Raw genomic sequence first — 25,750 nt, forward strand, 5'->3', positions numbered from 1 at the left:
GAGACTCCCGTGCTGCGCTCCCGAATGCTCGGCGCCGTCCTCAGCGGCGCGCTGCTGCTCGCCTCTTCCGCGTCGGCCCAGACGCTGGCGTCGTCCGATCTGGACCGGCTCCCGTTCCGCAACATCGGCCCCGCCGCGATGAGCGGCCGGGTCGTGGATCTCGCGGTTGTGGAGGCGGACGTAGACGTCTTCTATGTCGCCACCGCCACCGGGGGCGTCTGGAAGACCACCAACCGGGGCATCACCCTCGAGCCGGTCTTCGATCGGGAGTCGGTTCACTCTGTCGGCGCGATCGCCGTGCACCAGCGCGATACCAGCCTGGTCTGGGTCGGGACCGGAGAGCGGGCCAGCCGCCAATCCTCGTCCTGGGGGGACGGCGTCTACAAGTCGACGGATGGAGGCCGCACCTGGGTGCACATGGGCCTCTCCGACAGCAAGCACATCGGTCGCATCGCCCTCCACCCGACCGATTCCGACGTGGTGTACGTGGCGGCGATGGGGCACCTGTGGGGTCCCAACGAAGAACGGGGGCTCTACAAGTCGACCGACGGCGGACGCTCGTGGCAGCGGATCCTGAACGTCGACGAAGACACGGGTGTGGTCGACGTCACGCTCGATCCCTCCGACCCGAACACCGTCTACGCATCGAGCTACCAACGCCGCCGCCGGCCCTACGGCTTCAACGGCGGCGGCCCCGGCAGCGCGCTCTGGAAATCCAACGATGCAGGAGCGTCCTGGACGAAGCTCAGCGACCCCGCCCTCGCCAACGGACTTCCCTCCGGGGAATTGGGCCGTATCGGGATCTCCATCTATCGGAGCGATCCCCGCATCGTGTACGTCTCCGTGGAGCAGGGAGAGCGCTACAACGCGTCGACGGCCTACGAGCAGCGCAGGGCAGGCATCTATCGATCGGAGGACAAGGGGTCGACCTGGACGCACATGGGCGACTGGAACCCGCGCCCCATGTACGCCAGCCAGATCCTGGTCGACCCCAGCGACGACCAGCGCATCTATATGGTCAACACCTATTCCTGGTCGGATGACGGCGGCAAGACCTTCACCGTTCCCAACCAGAGTCTGCACGGGGACGACCGGCTCGTATGGGTCAACCCCAAGGACTCCGACCATGTCATGAAAGCGGACGACGGCGGGTTGGGGATCAGCCACGATCGCGGCGTCACCTGGCTCTACATCTCCGACCTGCCCGTGAGCCAGTTCTACCGCATCACCTACGACCTGCGCGACCCCTACCGTGTGTACGGCGGGCTGCAGGACAACGGCAGCTGGGGCGGGCCCAACCAGACCTTCCGCGCCGAGGGGATCATCAACGCCGACTGGGTGCGCTACGGCGGGGGCGACGGGTTCTTGAACCTGGTCGACACCACGTCCAGCCGGTGGCTCTACACGGAGTCCCAATACCTGGGCCTCGATCGCGTCGACCTGGAAACGGGAGAGCGTACGTCCATCCGGCCCGGTGATTCGATCGGCGCCATCTCGGACCGTCGCAACTGGCGCACCTGGCCCGACCCGAACCTACCGGACGAGTCCCTCGGCAACGCGATGGCGCCGGCCAACTGGGAGGGCCCTTTCCTCATCTCGCCCCACAACGGCTCGACGATCTACGCCGGAACCAACGTGCTGTGGCGGAGCCGCGATCGCGGCGAATCGTGGGAGTCGTTGGGCGACCTCACCACCGGCGTGAAGCGTCAGACGCTCCCGATCATGGGTGAGCTTCCGGACACGTTCACGTTGTCGCTCGACGACGGCATCCCGTACTACCCCACCTTGAGCGCCATCGCCGAGTCCCCACTCCGCCCGGGAGTGTTGTACGTGGGCACCGACGATGGCCAGGTCCAGGTGTCCCTGAATGCGGGAGTGGACTGGCAGGAGCTCTCCGGTCGCCTGCCCGGCTTGCCCGCCGACGCATGGATCAACGACATCGAAGTCTCGCGACACGCGGCCGGGCGAGCCTGGGTCTCGGCAAACAACTACCGCAACGACGACTACGCCAACTATCTCTACCGAACCGACGACTTCGGGCAGAGTTGGCGCTCGGTGACCGGAGACCTGCCCACCGAACGGGTGGTGCGGGTCCTGCGCGAGGACCTCGAGCGACCGGACGTGTTGTATCTGGGAACCGAGTTCGGGCTCTGGCTCACGATGGATGGTGGAGCGCATTGGGTGGCCGTGCGCGCGAATCTGCCGACGGTTCCCATCAATGACATCCGCATCCATCCTCACGAACGCGATCTCATCCTGGCCACCCACGGCCGAGGCGTGTGGATCCTCGATCAGAACCTGGCGCTCTCCGGGTTGGACCCCTCGGTGACCCGCTCGCCGCTCCACCTCTTCGCAGCGCTCCCCGCGCGGCAGATCCGCTACCGCCCGGAGTTGCCGCACACCGGCGACGTCTTCTATCAAGGAGAGAATCCAGCGGCCGCCGCCCTGATCGACTTCTGGTTGGGAAGCGACAGCGCACGCGTGCGCACCACGGTGATCGACCAGGCGGGTGCGAGCGTCGCGGAGTTGGAGACGACCGGACGGCGAGGGCTCAACCGCGTGCTCTGGGATCTCCGACACACGGCGCGCGGGTCCGAGCAGGGCGCTGCCACGCGACGGCGGGGCCCCTCGGGTCCGCTCGTAATCCCCGGGCTGTACACGGTGCGCGTCGAGGCCGATGGGGCCTCCCGTGAGACGATGCTGGAGGTGCGAGAGGACCCGCGGATCCAGGCCACCGCGACCGAGCGCGCCGCCTGGACCGAGATGCTGCAGGACCTCTACGCACTCCGCTCGCAGGCGGAAGCGCTGCGAGCCCGGGCCGAGGACAGGACGGGGGGAGACGCAGAGCGCTGGCAGCGCGAGACCAGCGAGCTCTTCAGCCGCGTATCCCGTCTCATCGGCGAAGCCGAAGGCCGCGTGGGACCGCTCACGGCCGACCAGGCGTCGGAGCGGGCCTACTATCGACGGATGGTGGACGACCTCGGACGCGCGCTGACGCGCTGAGCTGCCCGGCTCAGCGCGACCAGGTCTGCAAGCGCTCCCGGGCCGCCTGGAACCGCGCATCGATGCGCGGCGTGGGCACGGTGCCGTAGCCTTCTCGCAGGCGCGTCGCCGCTGCGTCGAGAGCGACCAGGAGGTCGCGCGCAGCCTGGCGGCGTGCAGCCGCGTCCGTCGAGCCCCGCGCGCCGATCCACACGGGTGCGGTGTGCGCAAACGCGTAGCTGTCCATTCCGGGCCAGCGATCGGTTTTGGGACCGGTCACGCGCACGGCCACCCAACCTCCGTCCGGCAGGTCCAAAGCTCCTTGATACCGGCGTGCTCCCGGCGCCGCCGGCGCGGCGTCCGACCATCGCACCACGCCGTTCACGAGGATCTCCACGCGTTCCGCCGGCACGGCAGTCGCGAGTTCCAGCACCCAGGACTGTCGACCCGCCGCGGTGACCTCACCGGGCTCGGCGTTCCCGATCACGAATCGCGGCAGGGGTCCATTGCTGACGAAGCTGCGACCCTCCCGCAGACCGCGCAGGTACTCCTCGAAATTGGGGGTACCCGCTCGCACGGGCCGTCCCTCGACGTCGAGAGGACGTACGTAGACGCGTGTGGTGCCCACCGCCATCGTCCGGTAGAAGTCGTTCATCACGTCGGTCCCCGCGGTCGGCGCCACGGTGAGCCCGAGGCTCAGGAGCCGATGCCAGACCGCTGCGGTGCCCTGCTCATCGCTCCAGAGGCAGGCCAGCTCGATCCCGTCGAGATCACCCAGCACGGCATCCGCGACCATCTCGATCGGGATCGACCCCAGCGCCTCCTCCGAGCTGAACGGATCGGGATGGGAGACCGGGTGGACGTAGACGGCCATGCCCGACTCCGCGCGCGCGTGCTGCAACGCCGACGCGTTGGGGCGGTCATCGCTTCCGTAGACCTCGTAGCCTGGACCCCACACCCACGGCCAGAACAGGGTGGAGGTCCCGAGCAAGCCGAGGTGTCCCAGAAAGTGGGACCGCACTTCCTGCCCGAACACAGAGATCGGCGCACCGACCTCGGGCGTCGATCGCCACAGCGACTGATCCTCGAAGCGAGTGTGCAGGTTGGCCAGCAGCGGCGTCAGCACGTCCAGGTCCTCCCCCCGCGCCATGGGCTCGAGGTCCTCGGGGCTGAGGCGGTACAGACCACCGTAGTTCAGATGGAAGTGGTGGTCTCCTGACCACCAGCCCTCCGCCCGTAGATCCGCCACCGGGTCGAGGTGGAGCGACGCCTCCGTGGTTCCTCCCGCCACGACCTCGACCTCCACGCTCGCGACCGGAGTGGCGAGGCCGCGCACGGCCTGCACGCGCACGCGCCCGGCCGGCACCGTGAGCTCCTCGATACCGGACGCATAGAAGAACACCTGCCCGGTCTGGCCATCGAAGCGGGATTGGCCGGTGGCGGGGATGAGTGGATGGCCCTCCACCGTGGTCACGGAGAGACGCGCTGCGCCCACCTGACCCTGCGCGTCCAGCGCTCGGATGCGCAGCGTGCCCGTGGGCTGGCCCCAATCGCGGGCCGGTAGCGGGACGCGCTCGACGGGGCCACCGCTCCCCCGGATCCGGAAGGCCTCCATCGCCTCCAGCTCGGAGGCTTCGGAGTAGTAGACCCATTCGCCACTCGCGTCCCAGGCCGGTGTCAGAGGAAGGCCGCGGGCCCGCGTCAGTCGAACCACGGAAGCGGGCGCGTCGACCGCCAGCAGCCGCAGCTCCCATCCATCCTCCGTAGGCCAGTTGTATGCGACGTGGCGTCCATCCGGCGAGAGCGCAGGCCGGGTCTGCGACGTGATGCTGCCCCGCACCAGCGAAACATCTTCACCGGTGCTGCGGTCCAGAACGCGGATCTCGTCCCCACCGGCCCGGGACTTGGACAGATACACGATCCGACGTCCGTCTGGGTGCGGCTGCGGACTCAGCTCGAGACCCACGCCCGCGGTCACCCGGACCGCGGAGCCCGTGCTCAACTCCATCGCCCACAGATCGAGATCGCCGTTGCGCGCGGAGGCGAAGTAGAGAAGGCGCCCGTCCGGAGAGTACGCTGGATCCAGCACGATGCTCCCGTCGTCGACCAACACCCGCTCACGGGCGGTCTCCACGTCCAGGAGGACGATCTGCAAGCTTCGCGTGTCGTCCCGCACGAAGGCCACCTGTGTCCCATCCGGCGACCAGGCGGCACGTGCGTCGATCCCGCTTCCCTGGGTGATCCGGTGGGCCACACCCGACTCGTCCTGGACCCACAGCCAGCCCTCCGACGCCCAGAGCAACCCTGTGCCCTGAGGCGAAGGGCGCACGTCCAGGGGCCCGCTGCTGAGGGAGGGCAATTCGTAGCCCTCGAGGTAGACATGGTGCCCGTAGCCACGCACGTGAGGATAACGATTCGTCCATTGGGCGGCGGCTGGAAGCACGTGCACGAAGACGAGGGCGGTACAGAGCAGAAGCGATCGTCGCATTGGTCAGTGGGTTAGTGCGTACAGGACCACGTTCACCCCCAGCCCGTAGGCCGGAGGCGAGAACAGGTAGAAAAACTCATCGTCCTCCCCTTCCCGCTCCCATCCGTCGGCGATGTCCGTGTTGTGCGTCATCACCACCATGATGCGGCCTCGTTCGTCGAAGATGGCCCGCAGATGAGGCTCCGCGCTCTCCTGCCCCCGCTCCGAGGTCTGGCTGCGGCCGCTGCGCCTCCAGAATTGGATGGAGGGGACCTGCGGAACCCGGTCCACCTTGTAGAGCGTCTGGAGCATCTCGTGGCTCAGGGGAAGGTCCACGATGGGATAGGCGGCGGGCGGCAACACCCGCCCGATCTCGCGGGTCCACTGCTCCCAGGCATCCTCGCCCCAGAAGTCGTCGACCCAGAGGAAGCCTCCCTTCAACAGGTAGGCGCGCAGATTGTCGGCCTCGGCACCTGAGAGTCCGAGTGTCCCCACATCCGACATGAAGATGAATGGGCACTCGAACAACGCATCGTCCGTGAGGGTGACCACGGCGTGGAAGGGTTCGTTGTTCTCGAAATGTGCTACATCCGCGGTCGTCAGCTGCGAGAAGCGCAGCATGAAGTTGCGGTCGGAATCGGGATAGTCGGTGCGCCACCCCTGCCCCATCCACTCGTAGCGCACCTGGTTGTAGAAGACGCGGCAGAAGGTGAAGCCGGGCCGGGGAGCCTCGCCCGGGCTGTAGATGCGCGCCCGCCGCCCGCGAAACGGGAAGTCCTGGGCCGCCAGGGCGACCGCCCCTCCGAGCGCCAGTAGCGCGGCCAGCCCCAACGCTGTTCTGCGACCTAGCGACACGCGGCCTCCCGGAGATCCCTTCGAGAAGCTCCGGTGGGGGACCGCGCGGCGCAAGCGCGCCGCGCCGAGGAGGTTGCGACCGAGGGAAGCGCAACGCGGCCCGGACGTACTACTATCCAACCGTCGCAGCGACGCCGCCGGCCTCCGCCCGGGGAGGCCGCCACCTTCCACCCGTCCAGCGGAGAGACCTTCGTGAGAGGCACGATCGTCGCCTTGCTCGTCCTCGGTGGCCTGACGCCGCTTTCCGGCCCACCTCCCGCCGCGGCCCAGACCCTCACCCTCGACGAGTGGACGGTTCCCTGGGAGCGCACACGGCCGCGCGACCCGTACGTCGGTCCCGACGGCCGGGTCTGGTTCGTCGGGCAGGTGGGCAACTATGCAGCCGTCCTCGATCCCAGGACCGGAGACTTCGAGCGCTACGAGCTGGGAGACGTCGCCGGACCCCACAATCTGGTGGTGGCGGACGACGGAATGGTCTGGTACACCGGCAACCTCTCCAGGCACATCGGGCGCCTCGACCCCGTGGCCGGCACCATCGATACGATCTCCATGCCGGACGACCGGGCTCGCGATCCGCACACGCTCGTCTGGACGCGGGAGGGCGATCTCTGGTTCAGCGTACAGAACGGCAACTTCGTGGGTTTCCTCGACACCGAAACCCGGGAGGTGCGCCTCATCGAGGGGCCGCTTGCGGAGACGCGGCGGGGGCCAGGCTCGAGTCGGCCCTATGGCATCAAGCTCGACTCGAGGGACATACCGTGGATCGCGCTCTTCAACACCAACGCGATCGCCACCGTCGATCCCGTCACCTTCGCGATGCGGACCTACGCCCTTCCGGAGGGCGCGCGGCCACGCCGCCTGGAGGTCGACTCCCACGACCGCGTCTGGTACGTCGACTATGCCCGCGGCAAGCTCGGCCGCCTCGATCCAGCCAGCGGCGACGTCCGCGAGTGGGCAACTCCTTCGGGCGATCAGTCGAAGCCGTACGGCATGGCTATGGATGCCGACGACCGCGTGTGGCTCGTCGAGACCGGCGTGCAACCCAATCGCTTCGTCGGCTTCGACCCTGCCACCGAGCGCTTCTTCAGCCAGGCCGACGTGCCCAGTGGTGGGGGCACGGTCCGGCATATGTATTACGATCGCGGGACCAACGTGGTGTGGTTCGGCTCGGACGCGAACACGATCGGCAGAGCGACGCTTCCTCCGCTGCGCAAACGGCGCGTGAGCGCCCGTTGAGGCGGTGACCCCTCGAAGGCGTGTGGAGGGGCGCTACCAGGGAAACCCAGCACCGGGCAGATCGAACGCACCCGCGAAGTCTCCCTCGGCTCGCTTCTGCTTGCCACTCCAAGCCTCGATGTCGATGCGGTAGACCGCAGTGCGTTTCAACTCCTGCGCCGTGATCGGCCGGTAGTCGCGCCCCGGTTTGAGGTGTGGTGCATAGCGGTCCAGGAGGAGCTGGAGACCCCGCTCCTTCTCCGCGGGCTCCTCGACCACGATCCCGCGACCGAACACCGTGACGCCCGCGTACTCGACACTGAACTCCAGGGCCTCATCCGCGGGCAGCATCCGCCCCATGGTCGCCACCGAGAAGCAGACCGGCTGCGCTCCCTCCAGATTGGAGCGCGTGCGGCCCACCTGGGCCGTGTGCATGTACAGCGCATGCCGCTCGGGATCGTAGACGAAGAGATTCGAGTTCAGGAACGGTTGGTCGTCGGCCACGGTGGCAAGAAAGCCGTACGGCGCTTTCGAGAGCGCCGCCATGATCCACTCGTCTTCCCGGGCTCGGTCTCGCCGGCGCACCTTCGCCCGCTCATCGTCTCCGCCCCCTCGGTCGTCGGGCTGCACGGCACCCCCGTCCGTCCCGCTCACGGATGCACCCCCTGGGGAGCGCCCGCTCCGCGCGGAATGCGAATCGCGTCCACAAGCGCCTGGACTTCAGCCGGCGGCGGCGGGGTGAATCGGCTCACGAGGATGGCCACGAGAAAATTCAGGGCCATTCCCACAGTGCCGATGCCCTCGGGCGAGATCCCGAACCACCAGTGTTCCGCCGTGTTCGCCGCGGGATCCACGAACTTGAAATACACGATATAGGCCGCGGTGAAGAGAATACCGGTCACCATCCCGGCGACAGCGCCTTCGCGGTTCATGCGCTTCCAGAAGATCCCGAGGATCAACGCAGGAAAGAACGAGGACGCTGCCAAGCCGAACGCGAAGGCGACGACCTCGGCGACGAAGCCTGGGGGGTCGATGCCCAGCCAAGCTGCGACCAGAACCGCTACCGCGGCGGCCACGCGCGCCGCGATCAACTCGAGTCGCTCCGTGATCCCAGGTGCCAGACCTCGCTTCAACAGGTCATGGCTGACCGCGGACGAAATCACCAGCAACAGCCCCGCCGCGGTCGAAAGGGCAGCCGCCAGGCCGCCCGCCGCCACGAGCCCCACGACCCACGCCGGCAGACCCGCGATCTCGGGATTGGCCAGGACCATGATGTCTCGATCGATGGTCAGCTCGTTGGGGACCGGGGCGGAGGGGCCCACATACTGGATGAGGCCGTCTCCGTTGAGATCATCGAAGGTGATGAGGCCTGTCTCCTCCCACTTCTCGAACCACGTGGGCATCTCTGCGTAGGGCTGCCCACTCACCGTGTGCAGCAGGTTCGTGCGCGCGAACACCGCCACCGCCGGTGCGGTTGTGTAGAGCACGGCGATGAAGACGAGCGCCCAGCCCGCCGAGATGCGCGCGTCTCTCACGCGCGGAACCGTGAAGAAGCGGATGATGACGTGCGGGAGCCCGGCTGTCCCCACCATCAAAGCGGCCGTGATGGCGAAGACGTCCTGTACGGACTTTGAGCCCGAAGTATAGCGGGAGAATCCCAACTCGGCGTGCAGGCCGTCGAGGGCATCCAGCAGATAGGTGGAGCTCCCCAGCTCGCGGGCCCCGAACCCGAGTTGGGGAAACGGGGTGCCCGCGATCAACATGGAGATGAAGATGGCCGGCACCAGGTAGGCGAAGATCAGCACGCAGTACTGAGCGACCTGCGTATAGGTGATGCCCTTCATTCCGCCCAGGACGGCGTAGAAGAACACCAAGCCCATGCCGATGAGCACACCGGTGGTGATATCCACTTCGAGGAAGCGGCTGAAGACAATCCCTACCCCGCGCATCTGTCCTGCCACGTAGGTAAAGGACACGAAGATCGCGCAGACGACCGCCACGACGCGGGCCGTGTGGGAGTAGTAGCGATCGCCGACGAAGTCGGGCACCGTGAACTTGCCGAACTTGCGGAGATACGGTGCCAGCAGGAGCGCCAGGAGTACGTAGCCCCCCGTCCACCCCATCAAGTAGACGGATCCATCGTAGCCCAGGAACGAGATGATCCCGGCCATGGAAATGAACGACGCGGCGGACATCCAGTCGGCGGCCGTCGCCATCCCGTTCGCCACCGGAGAGACGCCCCCGCCGGCAACATAGAACTCCCGCGTAGAGCCGGCGCGCGACCAGATGGCCACTCCGATGTAGAGGGCAAACGACAGACCGACGATGAGGAACGTCCACGCCTGGACGCTCATTCCTCAGCCACTCCGTGGCGCGCGTCCAACCGGTTCATCAGCCCCACGTAGATGAAGATCAGCGCAACGAACACGTAGAGAGATCCCTGTTGGGCGAACCAGAAGCCCAGCGGAAAGCCCGTTCCCGGGATCCGCACCGCGTTGAGCGGCTCGGCCCACAGGATGCCGAACCCGTAGGACACCAGGAACCACACCACCAGCAAGGCGGCGACGGTTCGGAGGTTGGCCGCCCAGTAGCGGCGTCCAGGGTCGGGTGTCGTCATGGCGGGATCCCCTTGCGGTGTCGACGGCGGTCGCTACCGCCGCGCCGATCCGAACGGCGGACGGCCAACATGCGGAGAGGGGGCCGGCGCGGCCAGGGCGAGTCCGCCTTGCGACCGCGGCGTGCTCACTGCAGCGTGCGGCCCCTCAGCGGTAGGTGGTTCCCTCGAGGGAGATCCAGCCGCCCTCTCGCTCACCCCCGGGATCGTGGTGCGTCCAGTGGAGGACGCCCCCTTGTGGGTTCCATTCGTACTGCCCCCGCAGGCGGACCCGATCTCCCACAGCCACCGGAACGCGCGCTGCAAGTTCGATGTTGTGGCTCACGAGCAAGGTATGCCCTCCAGCCAGGCGCACGATGAAGCGTTGGTGGGGGGAGCCTATCGTGTCGTCCGGCAGTAGTCGCGTCACCTGGGCGTCGAGCTCGACCATGACGCCTGAACGCTGATCCCGGAACGCCCCAAGAACCTCGGCGTCGGCGCCGGGCGGCTGCGACGATGGTCGTCCGAACCACCAGGCAAGGGCGCTGGCCATCAGCACGGCCAGGGCCCGCAGGAGCGCCCGACGATTCATGGCCGCCCGTGCTCCGAGGTGGTAGCTTCCGGCCCACTCATGAGTCCACTCGATGCCCTTCTTCCGGCCCTCGCGGGCCTCGTGGCCAGCTTCACCCTCCTCTGGCTGGCCAGCCTCGTCCTACGCGACGCCAGCATCGTCGACCTCTTCTGGGGCGTGGGGTTCATCTGCGTCGCTTCGTATTACGCCCGCAGCTCAGGGCCGAGCACCGGACGCGGTCTGTTGACGTTGGTGCTCGTTGCCGTTTGGGGCTTGCGGCTCAGTATCCATCTGGCCTGGCGCAACGTCGGCCACGGGGAGGACTTCCGCTACCGGTCCATGAGGGAACGCTGGGGTGCGCGCTTCCCGTGGGTGAGCCTGCTCACCGTCTTCTGGCTGCAGGCGGCGGTGCTTTGGCTCGTCTCCTTCCCGCTGTACCAGGCCCAACGGGGGTACTCTCGCGCTCCCCTCGGGGTTCTGGATCTGATCGGACTGGTGGTATGGGCCACCGGATTCCTGTTCGAAGCAGTCGCCGATCGGCAGCTCGCCCGCTTCCGCCGTGATCCAGCGAACGCCGGGACCGTGCTCGACCGTGGCCTGTGGCGATACAGTCGGCACCCGAACTACTTCGGAGACGCCCTGGTCTGGTGGGGATTCGCGCTCATTGGGCTGGGGGCGCCCGGCGGTTGGTGGATCCTCGTGAGCCCCCTGCTCATGACCGTGCTGCTGATGAAGATCTCGGGCGTAACCCTGCTGGAGCGTACGCTGGTGGAAACGAAGCCCGACTACCTGCACTACACCGACAAGACCCCCGCCTTCTTCCCCTGGTTTCCGCGCTGATCCAAGAAAGAGGGGCCGGCCCGAGCGACTCGGACCGACCCCACCCGCGTACGTTTCGCCGCAGTCTCCTGCGACGATACGCGACGCCCGACGAAAAGGGGGGCGCCTAGGCGTCGATCGCGGGGATTCTCAGCGTCTGTCCCGGGTAGATCTTGTCCGGGTCCTTCAACATGGGTTTGTTCGCGTCGAAGATCTGCGGATACTTCATTGCATCTCCGTAGAACTCCTTCGCGATCTTCGAGAGCGTGTCGCCGCTCTTCACCGTGTACATCTGGGCGGGTGGTGTGACATGCACCACCTGCAGGCGGTCGTCCACGCGGGCGACACCGTGGATGTTCCCAACACCGATCACGATGTTCTCGCGCACGGCCGTGCTGTCGACCTTGCCTGTGATCGTCGCCGTCCCGTCGTCGAACGCGATCTTCAGGTCTTCGACCGGTAGTCCCATGCCAAGCACATAGCGGACGAGCTCGTTGCCTTTGCGCAGCTCATCCAACTCCTCGTCACGCGCGGCGGCGGCAGCGGCGGCCTTTCCTCCGCCGAACACCTTCTCACCGGCATCTTTGACGAAATCGATCAGTCCCACGTCGATTCTCCTTCCTGATCCCCAAGCGTGGCCTCCCCGACGGGGGCCCTCTCCTAATTTCGCCGCAGCAGGCTACCCAACAACCCCTTGCCGATCCGTCCCACGACGTCATCGACAATCGAGCCATCTCCGTCCTTGTCGAGCAGCGAACCCATCAGCCCGATCTCGGGCGCTTTCTGGCGCATCACCTTCTCCTCTCCGCGCAACAGGTCGGAGAGGCCACCGGTATCGAGCTGCCGCTCTTTGCGGGCCCGGCCCAGGGCGCCCATCACGACGGGCGCCAGCAGCGCCATCATCTTGGCCATCTGCCGAGGGTCCAGCCCAGCGGCCTTGCTGATGCCTTCCTCGATGGGCGCGCGATGGTCACCCAACGCGTGGCGGAGGATCCCCTCGCCGTCCGCCACATCACCCTTCTGGAAGAAAGCAGGCAGATCGTCCAGGATCTGGCCGTCGTGGTCCCGATCCAACGCGCCCAACAGCGCACCGGCTCCGTCGGGCTTCCCTGCGTTCTTGGCCAACGCGCCCAGGATCATGGGCAGGGCCGCGGATGCTGCGGTGCGGGCCGTCTTCTCGTCGGTGCCCAGCGCCTGGCTGAGCTGACCCGTCATCTGCCCGGTCAGAAGCTGCCCGGCCAGCGCTTCAATGATCGATGCCATCTGTTCCCACCTCCCGATCCCTCGGATCCCACTGAAGGAGCCGGGAAGGTACTCCGCAGCCCCCGGACGGCGCGAGGGCCCGCCCGGAAGCCCGCAACCACGGGGCCGATCTACTGGCATGCTCCCTGCGCTTGCTCTGCTGCCACCGTCCGCCGCGCTACTGACCCACATCGTGCCGCTCATGCCCAAGACCCATGCGTTTCCTCTGAGCCTGGCCCTCTCCTTGGCCCTGGCCGCCTGTGCTGAGGGTGGTGCCGATCCGGCCGGCCCCACCCCTGGGGACTCGGTACCGGCTGCCCCTGCGGATACCCTTTTCCGGGGCTTCGGCCTATCGCCGTCGGGCTTCCCTCTGGACTTCAACAAGATCGAGGCGTTCTTCGCGGAGGTGGGCAGCTTCCCCGGGGGCGCCGTCATGCAGAACGGCCCCTGGCGTGACGATGTCGTGGGAGGATCCGACGCAGGGACCATCCCCGCCGCCCATCGCGCAGTCATGGACCGCGCGGGCTCGCACGGCTACACGCCCATCGCGGTGTTCGGGTGGCGCGGCGAAGCGGGGAACTTCCTGACGATGCCCGGCGACGCGACGAACGACTGGACCAGCCCGACAGCGCGCTCGGCCTTTCTGTCGATGATTGCCGACTTCGCGGCCACCTACCGGCCTCCGTACATCTTCCTCGGCAATGAAAGCGACTTCTACTTCGAGGAGGATCCCGTCGACTACGGGCGCTGGCTGGACGTCTACCACGACGCGTACGCCGCCATCAAGGCCGCCTCGCCCGCCACGCGTGTCGGACCCGTCTTCAACTTCGAGCATCTGGCCGGAGTCGGAGGTCTGAACCAGTGGACGGTTCCGCATTGGGGCGCTCTGGACCAACACGACTTCACACGTGTCGACGTTGTGGGCCTCACCCTGTATCCGTGGTTCGGCCACGCACGGGCCGCGGAGATCCCAGCGGACTACCTGGCTCCGCTGCTTTCCCGCATTGCCGGCACTCCGTTGGCGATCACGGAGACCGGCTGGCCCGCCGAAAACCTGGTCGGCAGCCCGCTACCCTGGGAGGTCGGTGAAGGAGAACAGGTCGACTACGCACAGCGGCTTTCCAGCGTCTTGTCGGGCGCCCAGCTCGAGTTCGTCAATTGGCTTTTCCTCAACGCCATGGCGGTGAGCAGCTCCAGCCCCGACTCCCACAAGATCTTTGGGAGCATTTCCATTCGGAGCGCCTCGGGAGCCAAGCGGCCCATCTACGATCTCTGGGCCAACTGGGCGCCGGCCAGCTAGGGCTTCCCTAGGGCTCGTCCACTGCAGCATCCACCAGGGCACGCGCCCGGCTCCAGACGGCATCGAACATCGGTTCCGTCAGCCGGCCCGTGAAGGTGTTCTGCTGACTGGGATGGTAGCACCCGAGCAGCGTGCGACCGTCAGGAAGTGGGAGCTCCAACCCGTGCGTGAAGCGGGGGCGCGGTGTAGGAAACGCCACCGCGCGCTCCTTGAGCACCGACCAGGTGCGAGCGAAGGCCACACCCCCCAAGGTCACCACCACCTTCACGTCGCCGAGGAGTCCCATCTCACGCGACAAGAACGTCGAGCACGCGGCTTGCTCGCGCGCCTCCGGGCGGTTTCCGGGTGGCACGCAGCGAACGGCAGCGGCGATGTACGCGTCTGCAACGAGGAGTCCGTCCCCGCGTCGCTCCGAAGCCGCTTGGTTCGCGAAGCCCGCGCGATGGAGCGCCCGGTACAACCACTCGCCGGACCGATCCCCCGTGAACATCCTGCCGGTGCGATTGGCACCATGGGCGCCAGGGGCGAGACCCACGATGAGGAGGCGGGCCGCAGGATCTCCGAAGCCGGGCACACCCCGGCCCCAGTAGACCTCGTCGCGATAGGCTGCCCGCTTCTCACGCGAGACCTCTTCCCTCCACTCCACCAAACGCGGGCAACGCCGACACGCTGCGATCTCCCGTTCGAGCGCGGCCAGGGCCCGGCTTCGTGCCTTCAGAACCGCCATTCGATCCCGATCACCGGAACCACGGACAAGTCGGCCAACGGCCGCACCTCGTCGCCTCGCCAACGCTCGAAGTAGTAGAAGAGGGCGTCCCGGCGAGCCAACGCGTTGAGCACCTTCGCATAGGGGCGAATGCGATGGTCTCGCCCCCACAGTCGCCGCTCGAACTCCCCGTGCAGCTCGGCATCGACTCGCAGGAAGTCCCCAGAGGCGCCGCCGGTGAGCGGCGGCTCCTGCAGGGCAGCGCCCACCGCGGTGCTGGTCTCGTCGGGCACCGTGAGTCCAAGCTCGCGCCCGGGCGTGGCGTCCAGGTTCTCGCCTGCGGTGGCCACGGCCGTCAGCGGCAGCCCATCCCCGTACGCGAGGCGCAACTCCACTCCGCTCCAGCCGTTCAGCTCACCGCGCAGTCCGAGACTGAGCAACTGACGGCCCACGAAGCGGTCGGAGGCCTGTCCGGCCTCACTCCAGCTCCACGACAGGGAATAGCCGGCCCACCCCTCGAAGCGCTCCCCGCGCCTGCGTACGCGCAGATCGGCCCCCGAGGAAGAGAGGGTGCGGCCCGGATCCGCCATCAGTCCGAAGAACCGCTTGTAGTATCCGTCGAGCGCAAGGCGCGTGTGGCCCGAGACCATCTGGTCCAGCGATACCATCAGATGGTTGGCACTGGCCACCGTGAAGAGCGTCGCACTCCCGAGCGACGGCTCATCGGCCGACGGTGCATCGACGGCGGCGGCCAACCCCTGGGGAACCTCCTGTTCGGCAGTGCTCACCAACTGGTGGTAGCGGCCGACGGAGATCGAGAGGGCCGCGTCCTCGGAGAGCAACCATGCCAACCCCACCCGCGGCGCGAGCCGCACGCCATCGTCAGCCCGGTAGGTGGCGCGGGCACCGAGCCGCAGGGACGCCTCCGTGCCAATGGGGGTGCGCAGGTCCGCGAACGCGGCTCCTATGGCCGCATCCGTACGGCTTTCGAACAAACGCACGGACCCGTCGGACGCCAAAGCGCGCGCCGAGTAGTCCGCCAACAGCCACTCCCCGCTCAGACCCAGCCGCAACCCCCCGCCGGCTGCGCGGGGGAGGTGCAGGGACGCGGAAAGATCGCGGCGTGTCGTGTGGCCACTCGCGTAGGCGGCGATCCCTCCGGCCAGGGGCAGCGCAGCGTCGTAGCGCCCCTGGGCAGCCGAGAGGGACAGATCTCCATCCGCCAAGGGAAGCGTCAACTCCACGCTCCCGGCGGCGTTGCCCCACTCCGCCCGCGCGGGGAGCGCGATGGCAGGTGCGGCCGCCACCGTGCCTGTGTAGTCGAGTGCGACCTGCTCGAGGTTGCGGAACCACGTGGCCCTGAGCGATGCGTGCTCGCCGAACGCCAGATCTGTCCGTACGAGCCCGTCGACGTAGCCGTAGGGCGAGCGCTCTCCTCCGAAGAGGCGCTCGAGGCCCTGGTGGAGGGCCCGCCCACCCACCAATACCCCTGCCCGTGACCCAACGGGTGCGGTCCAGGCCGCGCGTGCGCCCAGCAGATCCAGGGCGGCGACGCCGTGGGCCCCGTCCTCGGCGGGTTTCCGGGTGCGCAGGTCCAGCACGTAGTTCAGGCCGCCATCGTGCTCGGCGGGCGCTCCCCCCACCCACAGGTCGCTTCGACCCATCAACCATTCGTCGAAGCTCGGGATGAGTCCTCCCACGTGGAACGGCGTGAACACCGGCGCGCCGTCCAAGCGGACACTCTTCAGATCGAGCGACGAGCCGCGCATGAACAGCACTTCCGAACCGTCCGGCGGCTCCTCACCGGGGAGGGCCCGCAGCAGGTCCAGCAGGCCGGAGCCCGCGATGCCGGAACCCTGCGCTACGATCCGGTCCGCGACCCCAGGATCCATCGCGGACTCGGAGCCGTCCTCGGAACGGGGGACGGGCGTTCGCTCGCCGCGCACCGTCACACCCGGCATGCGTACGGGTTCTGCGGTCAACTCGACGTCGACGCGCAGCACACCGGTGGCGGGAACCACCAGTTCCAGGCGAGCGCTCCTGTATCCGACGTGCTGCACCTGAAGGGCCCAGGCTCCTCCGTTCACCCCGTCGAAGCGGTAGCGGCCATCGGCGTCGGCAGCCCCTGCTCGGGCGCTGGCCCCCGCCGTCATCAACTCGACGCTCGCGTAGGGGAGCGGGGCGCGTACTCCGTCACGAACGGTGTATACCACGCCTTCAACCGTTGCCGTGGCATCGCGCTGCACCGGTAGCGGTCCCACGAGCACAGCGAGAGCGAGCAGAGACGGGATCATGACGTCTCTACCCGGGAGTCGTCGCCTCGGCTCCGGGCGCGGTGCCGAAGCGGATGTGCGTGTCGTCTCGCTCGATCACCGGCCCCAGCACCTCCAGTCGGGCTCCGACGCGACGCAGCCAAAGGCGGCCGTCGACCGCCAGCTCGACGTCGGTGGCGCCTTCGGGCAGCTCGATGCGAACCGGCCCGGTGGGAGCCTGGACGTCCACCCGCCCGGGTGAGGTGGAGAAGCGCGCGTCGCCCGCGACATAGGCGCCCGCGAGACCTTCGCCCGCGAAGATCACTTCGACCAGCGCGTCCGGGCCTGCCCCTGTTACCGTCACCCGCAGACGCCCCAGGTCCGGAGCCAGGCGCACCCCGAGTGGCTCGATAGTCGCCTGGGGAGCATCCTCGGCACGAGCCGTCGACGTCGGGGTGCCGTGGACCCGCTCCCACCCTGTCCGCAGCCAACCCCGAACCGGAGAGCCCGGCAAGGCGGAGGCCCCCGCCAGCCCCGCGGCCAACACGACGACCGCGGCGCGTGCCCAGGGGACCCGTGGCGTGGGGGCCGACTTCCTGCGCAGGGGCAGCACGTCGGCTTCTCCCGCTTGCTTCGCTCCATCGAGCAGGAGCAGCGCCTCCGTCACCGCACGGGCGTCCCGGCACAACCCCTCGTAGGCGTCCGCCAACTCGGGATCAGAGGCCAGCGCTGCCCGCACTCGCTCGGCCTCGCGCGGCGACAGTGCGCCGTCGAGCAAGGCCAGCAACTCTCCTTCATCCGGTCGCACCGATCCCCTCCTCTCTGAGCGCATGCGCGAACCGGGACAGCGCCCGGGCCAGCAAGGTGCCCACCGAGCCCGGGGCCACCCCCACGGCATCGGCCATCTCCTTGTAGCTGAACCCCTCCTCACGCATCAGGAGCAGCTCCCGGTCGCGGTCAGCCAGCCCGTCCAGGATCCTCCGCACCCGAGTCACCCGGTCCGCGCGCTCGGTCTCGTGATCCGGGTCGGGCGCCGCTCCCGGAAGCACGGGATGCTCCTCGAGCAGGCGGCGCCGATTCTCTCGGGTTCGGTATCGATCACGGATGCGATGCGTCGCGACCTTGAACAGCCAGGCGCGGAGCTCGTGCGGAGCACCTTGGACGTCGCGCTCCACGAGACGCACGAACGCCTCCTGGGCGACGTCCGCCGCCGCGTCGGGATCCCCCATCAGCCGGTGGCAATAGCGAACCAGGCCGGGGTGCACCTCGCTGTAGAGCGCATCGACATCCACGCGCCGGATCCGTCTCCTCTCCACTCCCTGATCGGTGAACGACCCAGTCGCCACGCCTGTGACGCTCGGCCGCCCGATCGGGCTCAAGGGAGGCGGCTGAGCACCTGGTCCAGGAGCGTCTGGAGCGCGGCAGCCTCACCGGCCGTGAGCCGCTTGGCGGCGGCACTTTGAGCCGCTTCCAACGCTACACGGGCATCGGCGCTCTTGTTCGCCGGCGGAAGATCCCCCCCCTCGATACGTTCGAGGAGATGCCGATAGGCAAAGGCGACCCCTTCATAGGTCCAGTGCGCGGGTGCGTAGGTGGCCGCCTGCCGGACGTCCAGATAGGGATCCAACAGCCCGGCGTCCCGTTCCACCATCGCCTTGAGCGCGTGGAAGGTGGCGTGCCGATACAACCCCAGCCGCTGCAGACCCGAGGCCAGGTAGACACTGGCGTGGCGCCCCGGCTCGAAGGACCAACCGAGCCACATCCAGCTGGTCCAGATCTCGACCCCGTTCTCGAAGGACTGATCGCGTAGGAGCGCGATGCGGACGGCTTGTCCGACGTCCCACCACGCATCGTGCAAGGCCGGATGGAGTGGACCCTGCACACCACTGCGGAGCATGTGCTGCGCGGCCAGGGTCGCGATCCAGCGCCGCGTCTCGAAGCAAGGGCCGGCGCGCAGCAGCGTGTTGGGAGACGCGATACAGGGCGCATCGGGATTGTCGGTGCTGCGCTCCGCCGAGCGCAGACGCGAGACGGCCGTGATCAGATGCGCGTCGGACGGTCCGGCATAGTAGTCGTCGAGCGCACCGCGAGCCCACCCGTCCCGGTAGTCCAGGATCGCGTCTGCGATGGGAGCCTCTGGCATCCAATCGGTGTTGCTGGCCTCCGACGACCAGGCGCCGAACGGAAGCGCGATCGCCACGTGGCGCAGGTCGATCGCACGCATCCTGGGCGTGGTCATCCCGCCCGGGAAGCCGTCGAACCCGAACAAGCGCTCAGCAAACTCCACGTCCCCGCTGAGGACGCGCCCACCCGGCTGGAACACCCTCACGCCGCGCGGCTCGGGCGCAACGGCCAACGAGCGGATGTGCGCGACGATGTCGAGCGCGGTGCTCGAGTCCACGTGCTGCAGGGCTCGACGGACGATGGTGCTGTCCGGAAACGAGAAGCGGGCGAGATCGATCCCGTCGCGGGAGGAGTGGCAACTCGCGCACGTCCGTTGGAAGGCCGCCTGCCCGAGGATCGGATCCCCCGCCCGGGGTTCCTCCACCCCCACGGTTTGCACCTGGTCACAGGCGCCCAGTGCGACAACCAACGCGAGCAGACGGCAGGAACGGACCGGAACCGTAGGCATACGACCTCCGCGCTCGCCAGAACGACCCGAACGGGCTCACCCGTGTCCCGTGGCGTTCCGGCGTTATTCTACTTTCTCGGACCCGACCCGACCGCAACTAATGTCGATCCCTCGCACGCGCCGCCAGCCCCGAGGGGCCCTGTGGGCCTCCCTCAGTTGCCTTGGCCTCTTCTCAGCAGGGGCCCCGGCCGTGGCCGCACAGACGTCTCCCGCCTTCCGGCCCCTGGTCGCCGACCCCCGGGAGGGTGGGTCGTCCATTGGCTACCTCTGGTGGACCCAGCCGGAGCTGGACGCGCGCGTGGTGGCGGTGGGAATCGGGGATGCCTTCTCGCTGTTCCAGGTCACCCAGGCGGGCGGGCGGACGGTCGAGGCCGCCGTGGGCGCTGTGGTCCTGGCGCAGTTCAACGGTAGCAAGCGCTCCTTCGACTTCGTCAACGCGGACTTCATCGTCGGCCTACCCCTGGCGGTGCGCAGCGGACCCTGGTCGGGGCGAGCGCGACTGTATCACTGGAGCTCTCACCTGGGGGACGAATTCCTGCTCGCCACGGGAATCGAGCGCTTCGAGGTCTCGCTCGGCGCCCTGGAATTGCTGGCCGCACGCGATCATCGCTACGGTCGGGTGTACGCGGGCGGAGAACTCTGGTTCGCGCGCGTGCCGTCCCGACTGCCCACGTGGGTCGGGCACGCTGGTCTGGAGCTGCGCGGCGGATCGAGCGTGGGCTGGATGGACGACCTCGGCATCCGTGGCCTGGCGGCGTTCCATCTGCGCGCGGGGGACTTCGGCGCCGAACGGCCGCTCGGTGTCTCCAGCCGTGCCGGGCTCGAGATGGGCCGCACGCGCCCGTGGGCCGTCCTGTTCGACTACTACGACGGTCCCTCGCCGCACGGGCAGTTCTTCGATCGATCCTTGCGCTGGTATGGTGTGTCCATCCGCCTGACGCTCTGAGCCCAACCAAGCGAACCTGTCTCGGGCCCTTTACAGCGGTAGCTCCACCCCGATCCCCCGCTCCCGGGCGCGTGCCACGACTCGCTGCGCTGTGACGATGTCCTCGATCGCGAGTCCGAGGTTGATGGTCATCGTACGCTGACGCGCATCGGTGCGTCCCGGATGCGCGCCACTGACGAGCGCGGCCAGCTCCGTGTGCGGCGCGGGCGTGCTCTTGAAGTACCCGAGCCCGCCGAAGTACTCCATCTGCGCACGATCGTCCGTAGCGATCACGTCCACCTGCGCCAGCGCCGCACCGGTCCAGTACGAGTCGAAGTCCACAGCGGAGGCAAACGCGCCGGGCGCGAGCCAGTCCGCCTCGATCACGGGCTGAGGCGCCTTACGGATCGGCCCGCTGGTCACCACCAGGTCCAGGTCACGCACGGCCTCCTCCGCGCGGTCGACGATGGTGATCGGTAGGCCCAGCTTCGCTTCCATCTCTGCGCGGTAGCGCTCCGTGTTGGAGCGGCGATGGTCGAAAGCGTGTACGCGCTCGAGGTCGAACAGGCAGGCCAGCGCCTCCAGGTGGGTGCGGCCCTGCACACCGCAGGCGATGATCCCGACGCTTCTGGCATCGGTCCGCGCCAGATACCGGGCCGCCACGGCACTCGCCGCGGCCGTGCGGGTGGCCGTGATCCACGTGCAATCCATCACCGCCAACGGCAGTCCGGTGGCCGCGTCGTTCAGGACGATCAGCCCCGTGATCTGGGGCAGGTCCCGCGCCCGGTTCTCGGGGAAGGCGCTGACCCACTTGAGTCCGGCTCCGCCGATCCCCGAAAGGTAGGCAGGCATGGCGTGGATGAAGCCGTCCGTGCTGGGGTGGATCCCCGGCTTGGGCGGCATCTCCGTGCGGCCCTCCGCCTTCTCCTGGAACGCGCCCTCGACGGCCTCGATGATCTCCGTCATCGGCAGGTCGACGGCCTCCACGTCGGCGCGGGACAGGTAGAGCAGCGACTCGGCCACGGAATCTCCTCACGGTGGTGGGCGGGGTCCTCAGGAACCCGACCCCGACCGGCCGAGTAATGGGCCTCGCGGTGCGCCGGTGGCAAGGCCGGTGGGAACCGCGCGGTCCCCAGGGCAGGACGCGACATGACCGAGCTTCCCTATCGACCCATCGACTGCGGCGTCCACGATCGCCTCGAGGACGTCGCCGTCCGGGGGGTCGTGTGCCGGATCCGCTTCGACGTGCCGGACGGAGCCTCGGAAACGGTGGACGCGGCGATCCGGGACCTTCGCACCGAGGACGGCGCGGAGTACGCCGTACTCTCGACCGGGCAGCACGTCCGCTTGGACTACATCCGTTCCTTTGGTCCGGCCAGCGTCGGACCGCCGTCGCCCTCGATCCGGAGCCAGACTCGATGACGTCGATCGTCCGTACCCTCGGGCACGTGCTGCTGGTGGCGCCCGCGCTGCTCGCATCCACGTTGGTGGTCCCCGCACCGCTCGTCGCGCAGGTCGGGGCGAACGACGTGGCCGGACTCGCGCGCGATCCCGTCGTGCAGCGGGCCTTCGACGCCGTCGCAGCGCTCGAGGAGCGTACCAGTCGTGAGCACATCGAGCTCACCCAGGTGCCGGCGCCTCCGTTCATGGAGGAGGAGCGCGCCAAGGTGTACGCGGAGTGGTTGCGCGCCGCCGGCGCGGATTCCGTCTGGATCGACGATGAAGGCAACGTGGTCGCGCTGCGGAAGGGCACCAAGGGCGGGCGCACCGTCGCACTCGGCGGTCACCTGGACACGGTGTTCCCCGAGGGAACCGACGTGACGGTGCGCCAGCGGGGCGACACCCTCTTCGCGCCGGGCATCGGGGACGACACGCGTGGCCTCATGGTGGTGCTGACCGCGCTCCGCGCCATGGAGGAAGCGGGTCTCGAGACGGAAGCCGACGTGTGGTTCGTGGGCGTCGTGGGCGAGGAGGGACTCGGCGACCTGCGCGGGATGAAGCATCTGTTCCGCGAGGGCGCGCACCCGATCGACGCGTGGATCGAGGTGGATGGCGGCGGCCTGGGCCGCTTGGTCACCAAGGGTCTGGGCTCACACCGCTACCGTGCCACCTTCAAGGGACCGGGCGGCCACTCCTGGGGCGCGTTCGGTATGGCCAACCCGGCACACGCGCTGTCGCGCGCCGTGACGCACTTCGCGGACGTCGCCGATACGCTGACGCGGTCAGGCCCCCGCACCAGCTACAACGTGGGCACGCTCACCGGTGGCACCTCCGTCAACTCGATCCCGTTCGAGGTGGCGATGGAGGTGGACATGCGTTCGGAGAGCCCGGAAAGCCTGCAGCGGATCGATGCGGCCTTCCGGGCGGCCATGCAGCGCGGGCTGGACGACGAAAACGCCCTTCGTCGGCGGGGCCCCGAGTTGGAGCTGGTATTGGACCAGGTGGGAGACCGGCCCTCCGGGGAGCACCCTGACGCGCTGCCGCTGGTCCAGCGTGCGGTGGCTGCGGCGGCCGTGTTCGGGGAGACGGCCGAAGGCGGGTTCGGCTCCACCGACTCGAACATCCCGATCGCGCTCGGCATCCCGGCCGTGACCATCGGGCGGGGCGGCGTAGGCGGTGAGGGTCATGCGCCCGGCGAGTGGTGGATCAATCAGGACGGGCATCTGGCCATCCAGAACGCCCTCCTGCTGCTGGTGGCCGAAGCGGGCCTCGGGCGTCCGGTGAGCTGAGCGAGCGACCACGCGGCCCTCGCCGACGGGAGCCCGCATGCCTCATGTTTCGGGTTTCGCCAGGAGGCCGAGATGCGCGCCGTTCTGTTCTTGCTGTTCCCTACGCTCCTCGTGACCCCAGCGGCAGCCCAGAGCCCTCCAGCGGGCTTCGCGGAAGCGTGGGCCCGAGTGGCCCGGGCGTACGACGCGCTGCTGGAACGGGAGCAGATCGGGGGTTCGAGTCTCGCGTTCTTCCAGAACGGCCGCGAGTTGGCTTTCGAGACGCGCGGCCTGGCGGACGAAGCCAGCGGACGCCCCGTGGATCGCAACACCATCTTCCATTGGGCGTCCATCACCAAGACGTTCACCGCGATCGCGCTGCTCCAACTGCGGGACCGCGGGCTCCTGGGTCTGGACGACCCCATCGTCGACCATGTGCCGGAGCTCAAGAAGGTCTACAGCGAGGACGGCGCCGTCGAGCGGGTCACGCTCCGGCATCTGCTGTCGCACTCGGGCGGGTTCCGCAGTGCCACCTGGCCCTGGGGCGGAGACGAGCCCTGGCACCCCTTCGAGCCCACCGAATGGGCACAACTGGTGGCGATGTTCCCCTACACACGTGTCGAATTCGAGCCCGGCTCCCGCTGGCAGTACTCGAATCCGGGCCTGGTCTTCCTGGGCCGTGTCATCGAGACGACGAGCGGGGAGGATTACGAGGCCTTCATGGTCAAGCGCGTGCTGCGACCGCTGGGAATGGAGAGGAGCTATTTCGACCTGACGCCGCCGGACCTGCTCCCCGATCGCTCCAACAACTACTTCGTGCGGGATGGCGAGCGCCTCGCCAACGGTCTGGACTTCGACACGGGGATCACAGTCTCCAACGGGGGGCTCAACGCGCCGATTCCCGACATGGCCCGCTACCTGGCGTTCCTGGCCGGCACCCCGCCCGACGAGCGGGCTGCCGGAGTGCTGCCTCGGGAGACGCTCCTGGAGATGTGGCGTCCCCAGATCCGCATCGGTGAGGAGGACGCCCTGGAGCAATCCATGGGGTTGGGGTTCTTCCTCCCCACCGTGGACGGCCACACCTACGTGGGCCACACCGGCACCCAACTGGGCTTCCTGAGCTTCTTCTATCTGGACCCTGAGACCGGCGCCGCCGCCATCGCGGTCTTCAACACGGATGGCCGCGGCGCCACCCCACGGCCCAGTGCGGACCGGGCCCGTCGGGAGCTCCGGGAACACTTGTTTCGGGAGATCTTCCCGCTGTTCCGGGACGGCCCAGCAGGCCGCTGAAACCCGGAGGGCCCCCGACTCGTCGGGTCGAACGGACGCCCCGTGACGGGCCACGGGCGGGCTTCCGTCGTGCGGAGGGAGCCAGGGCGGATCACCCAGGGAGGAACAGGTCGGCGATGAGCATCCATGACGAATTCGAACGAGCGGTCGGCGGCAAGCGGCGCGGTCTCCACCCGGTCGCCAAGCTGCTGATCGGGCTTGCGCTGTTCGGCGTGTTCGCCTTCACCGCCGTGGCGGTGGTCGCCGCAGTCGTCGCCCGCAAAGTGCGACACGAGTTCGAGGACTTCCGCTCCGATCCCGAGCTGGTCATCGCGGAGCGCATCGTGCGGCACTCCCCGGACCTGGAGCTCGTCTCCTCGGACCAGCAGAGCCACACCATCACCTTCCGGACTCGCGGCAGTGGTGAGCTCACCACCGCGGATGCCAGCGAGATCCTCGAAGGGGGCCTCAGCATCCAGACGGACGAGGGCGTGCTTCGCCTCAACCTGCGCGGTGGCGAGAACGGAGGCTCTCTGGTCATCGAGAAGCCGGACGGCGAGGTGGTCCGCATCGATGCGACCGGCGAAGGGGGCGACGCCCGTTTGTCTGTCACTACGGCGGACGGAGAGGTCTTCCGTATCGACGCGCACGGCCATGACGACCACGGCGCGCTGGTGATCCGTAGCGAGGACGGAGTTCTCCGTTTCGACGCCGAAGGCGCCGACGACGAAGGGACGCTCACCATCCGCACCGAAGAGGGCGAGCTGATCCGATTCGAGCTCGATGGCAGCGACAGCGGTGCGCGCCTCTCCATCCACACGCCCGAGGGGACCACCACGCTGCGGGGGATGGAGGAAGGGGGGTCCGTCCCCAGCTGGATTCCCGACGCGCCCCGTGGGGCGCGCGAGCGCAGGGTCTACACGGCCGAGGCCGACCAAGGCACCGCCGGGGCCGTGCGCTTCCAGGTGCGCGACGCGCTCGGAGACGTGATCGATCACTACCGCGACGCGCTCGACGACGATGGATTCGCCGTGAAGCGCCAAGCCATGGACGTGGCGGGTCGGAACGTCCAGGCCACGCTTCTGGCGGAACGGGACGGACGCTCCGTCATGGTGATCGCCGCGGGCAGCGACGACAACACCCATGTGTTCCTGGCCTGGTCCGAACGCGACTGACCCGCGACACCGCAGCGACGCGCCTGGGCGCGCCCCCAA

General features: G+C 68.3%; 23 protein-coding genes. 9 read left to right on the top strand and 14 right to left on the bottom strand.

All coding sequences use genetic code 11. The annotated features are described in order from the left end of the window. Positions 1 to 9: 9 nt before the first annotated feature. On the top strand, positions 10 to 3,003 hold the full coding sequence (locus tag R3E10_05945) for a hypothetical protein (GenBank protein MEZ4415276.1): 2,994 nt from the start codon (positions 10 to 12) through the stop codon (positions 3,001 to 3,003). 10 nt (positions 3,004 to 3,013) lie between these two features. Here R3E10_05945 and R3E10_05950 read toward each other — a convergent pair whose 3' ends face one another. Beyond that, positions 3,014 to 5,470 carry a CehA/McbA family metallohydrolase gene (locus tag R3E10_05950; protein MEZ4415277.1) on the bottom strand — a complete coding sequence of 819 codons (2,457 nt, stop codon included), beginning with the start codon at positions 5,468 to 5,470 and terminating at the stop codon, positions 3,014 to 3,016. A 3-nt stretch (positions 5,471 to 5,473) separates the two neighbouring features. Further along, positions 5,474 to 6,304 (bottom strand): DUF4159 domain-containing protein, encoded by an 831-nt coding sequence (locus R3E10_05955; protein MEZ4415278.1) that lies wholly within the window; start codon positions 6,302 to 6,304, stop codon positions 5,474 to 5,476. A gap of 192 nt (positions 6,305 to 6,496) precedes the next feature. Here R3E10_05955 and R3E10_05960 point away from each other — a divergent pair, with 192 nt between their 5' ends. Beyond that, complete coding sequence (locus tag R3E10_05960; protein ID MEZ4415279.1) at positions 6,497 to 7,540, top strand: lyase; 1,044 nt, start codon at positions 6,497 to 6,499, stop codon at positions 7,538 to 7,540. Between the two features lie 33 nt (positions 7,541 to 7,573). Here R3E10_05960 and R3E10_05965 read toward each other — a convergent pair whose 3' ends face one another. The 4 genes from R3E10_05965 to R3E10_05980 all read right to left on the bottom strand — a co-directional run bounded on the left by R3E10_05965 (position 7,574) and on the right by R3E10_05980 (position 10,704). Beyond that, positions 7,574 to 8,173, bottom strand: a complete 600-nt coding sequence (locus tag R3E10_05965; GenBank protein ID MEZ4415280.1) for a pyridoxamine 5'-phosphate oxidase family protein — start codon at positions 8,171 to 8,173, stop codon at positions 7,574 to 7,576. Next, entirely contained in the window at positions 8,170 to 9,873 is a 1,704-nt protein-coding gene (locus R3E10_05970) for a sodium:solute symporter family protein (protein MEZ4415281.1), read from the bottom strand. Before R3E10_05970 ends, R3E10_05965 begins: the two co-directional genes overlap by 4 nt. Continuing rightward, on the bottom strand, positions 9,870 to 10,136 hold the full coding sequence (locus R3E10_05975) for a DUF4212 domain-containing protein (protein MEZ4415282.1): 267 nt from the start codon (positions 10,134 to 10,136) through the stop codon (positions 9,870 to 9,872). Before R3E10_05975 ends, R3E10_05970 begins: the two co-directional genes overlap by 4 nt. Before the next feature lie 145 nt (positions 10,137 to 10,281). After that, positions 10,282 to 10,704, bottom strand: a complete 423-nt coding sequence (locus R3E10_05980; protein ID MEZ4415283.1) for a DUF3465 domain-containing protein — start codon at positions 10,702 to 10,704, stop codon at positions 10,282 to 10,284. Positions 10,705 to 10,743: 39 nt separating this feature from the next. Here R3E10_05980 and R3E10_05985 point away from each other — a divergent pair, with 39 nt between their 5' ends. Next, positions 10,744 to 11,523: a DUF1295 domain-containing protein gene (locus R3E10_05985; GenBank protein ID MEZ4415284.1), complete on the top strand. Its 780-nt coding sequence runs from the start codon at positions 10,744 to 10,746 to the stop codon at positions 11,521 to 11,523. 106 nt (positions 11,524 to 11,629) lie between these two features. Here the strand turns inward: R3E10_05985 and lysM are convergent, their stop codons facing one another. Both lysM and R3E10_05995 read right to left on the bottom strand, forming a co-directional pair. Then, on the bottom strand, positions 11,630 to 12,109 hold the full coding sequence (lysM, locus tag R3E10_05990) for a peptidoglycan-binding protein LysM (protein ID MEZ4415285.1): 480 nt from the start codon (positions 12,107 to 12,109) through the stop codon (positions 11,630 to 11,632). 53 nt (positions 12,110 to 12,162) lie between these two features. After that, positions 12,163 to 12,765, bottom strand: coding sequence for a DUF937 domain-containing protein (locus R3E10_05995; GenBank protein ID MEZ4415286.1), 603 nt, complete (start codon positions 12,763 to 12,765; stop codon positions 12,163 to 12,165). 118 nt (positions 12,766 to 12,883) lie between these two features. Between R3E10_05995 and R3E10_06000 the strand changes: the two genes are divergently transcribed. Continuing rightward, positions 12,884 to 14,044 carry a hypothetical protein gene (locus R3E10_06000; GenBank protein MEZ4415287.1) on the top strand — a complete coding sequence of 387 codons (1,161 nt, stop codon included), beginning with the start codon at positions 12,884 to 12,886 and terminating at the stop codon, positions 14,042 to 14,044. A 7-nt stretch (positions 14,045 to 14,051) separates the two neighbouring features. Here R3E10_06000 and R3E10_06005 read toward each other — a convergent pair whose 3' ends face one another. Genes R3E10_06005 through R3E10_06025 form a run of 5 tightly spaced genes read right to left on the bottom strand, consistent with a single transcriptional unit; the run spans position 14,052 to position 19,634 of the window. Then, positions 14,052 to 14,771: a uracil-DNA glycosylase gene (locus tag R3E10_06005; GenBank protein ID MEZ4415288.1), complete on the bottom strand. Its 720-nt coding sequence runs from the start codon at positions 14,769 to 14,771 to the stop codon at positions 14,052 to 14,054. After that, the gene (locus R3E10_06010) at positions 14,759 to 17,044 is read right to left on the bottom strand and encodes a TonB-dependent receptor (GenBank protein MEZ4415289.1); all 2,286 of its coding nucleotides are present in this window, start codon (positions 17,042 to 17,044) and stop codon (positions 14,759 to 14,761) included. The genes R3E10_06005 and R3E10_06010 overlap by 13 nt, the downstream gene beginning before the upstream one ends. Positions 17,045 to 17,051: 7 nt before the next feature. Then, positions 17,052 to 17,810, bottom strand: coding sequence for a hypothetical protein (locus tag R3E10_06015; protein ID MEZ4415290.1), 759 nt, complete (start codon positions 17,808 to 17,810; stop codon positions 17,052 to 17,054). Further along, complete coding sequence (locus tag R3E10_06020) at positions 17,797 to 18,318, bottom strand: sigma-70 family RNA polymerase sigma factor (GenBank protein ID MEZ4415291.1); 522 nt, start codon at positions 18,316 to 18,318, stop codon at positions 17,797 to 17,799. Before R3E10_06020 ends, R3E10_06015 begins: the two co-directional genes overlap by 14 nt. A 59-nt stretch (positions 18,319 to 18,377) precedes the next feature. Continuing rightward, positions 18,378 to 19,634 carry a hypothetical protein gene (locus R3E10_06025; GenBank protein MEZ4415292.1) on the bottom strand — a complete coding sequence of 419 codons (1,257 nt, stop codon included), beginning with the start codon at positions 19,632 to 19,634 and terminating at the stop codon, positions 18,378 to 18,380. Between the two features lie 190 nt (positions 19,635 to 19,824). Between R3E10_06025 and R3E10_06030 the strand changes: the two genes are divergently transcribed. Beyond that, complete coding sequence (locus tag R3E10_06030; GenBank protein MEZ4415293.1) at positions 19,825 to 20,580, top strand: DUF1207 domain-containing protein; 756 nt, start codon at positions 19,825 to 19,827, stop codon at positions 20,578 to 20,580. Positions 20,581 to 20,610: 30 nt separating this feature from the next. Here the strand turns inward: R3E10_06030 and R3E10_06035 are convergent, their stop codons facing one another. Next, on the bottom strand, positions 20,611 to 21,582 hold the full coding sequence (locus tag R3E10_06035) for an ornithine cyclodeaminase family protein (GenBank protein MEZ4415294.1): 972 nt from the start codon (positions 21,580 to 21,582) through the stop codon (positions 20,611 to 20,613). A gap of 126 nt (positions 21,583 to 21,708) precedes the next feature. On the opposite strand from R3E10_06035, the gene R3E10_06040 reads away from it, so the two are divergent. From R3E10_06040 to R3E10_06055, 4 genes are all read left to right on the top strand, one after another. Beyond that, a complete protein-coding gene (locus R3E10_06040; GenBank protein MEZ4415295.1) occupies positions 21,709 to 21,981 on the top strand; it encodes a hypothetical protein in 273 nt (90 codons plus the stop codon). Then, positions 21,978 to 23,288, top strand: a complete 1,311-nt coding sequence (locus R3E10_06045) for a M20/M25/M40 family metallo-hydrolase (protein MEZ4415296.1) — start codon at positions 21,978 to 21,980, stop codon at positions 23,286 to 23,288. Before R3E10_06040 ends, R3E10_06045 begins: the two co-directional genes overlap by 4 nt. Before the next feature lie 72 nt (positions 23,289 to 23,360). Beyond that, complete coding sequence (locus R3E10_06050; protein MEZ4415297.1) at positions 23,361 to 24,557, top strand: serine hydrolase domain-containing protein; 1,197 nt, start codon at positions 23,361 to 23,363, stop codon at positions 24,555 to 24,557. A 116-nt stretch (positions 24,558 to 24,673) separates the two neighbouring features. Next, positions 24,674 to 25,711, top strand: coding sequence for a hypothetical protein (locus R3E10_06055; GenBank protein ID MEZ4415298.1), 1,038 nt, complete (start codon positions 24,674 to 24,676; stop codon positions 25,709 to 25,711). Positions 25,712 to 25,750 lie beyond the last annotated feature (39 nt).

The sequence above is a fragment of the Gemmatimonadota bacterium genome (assembly GCA_041390105.1).
GTDB lineage: Bacteria > Gemmatimonadota > Gemmatimonadetes > Longimicrobiales > Gaopeijiaceae > JAGQIF01.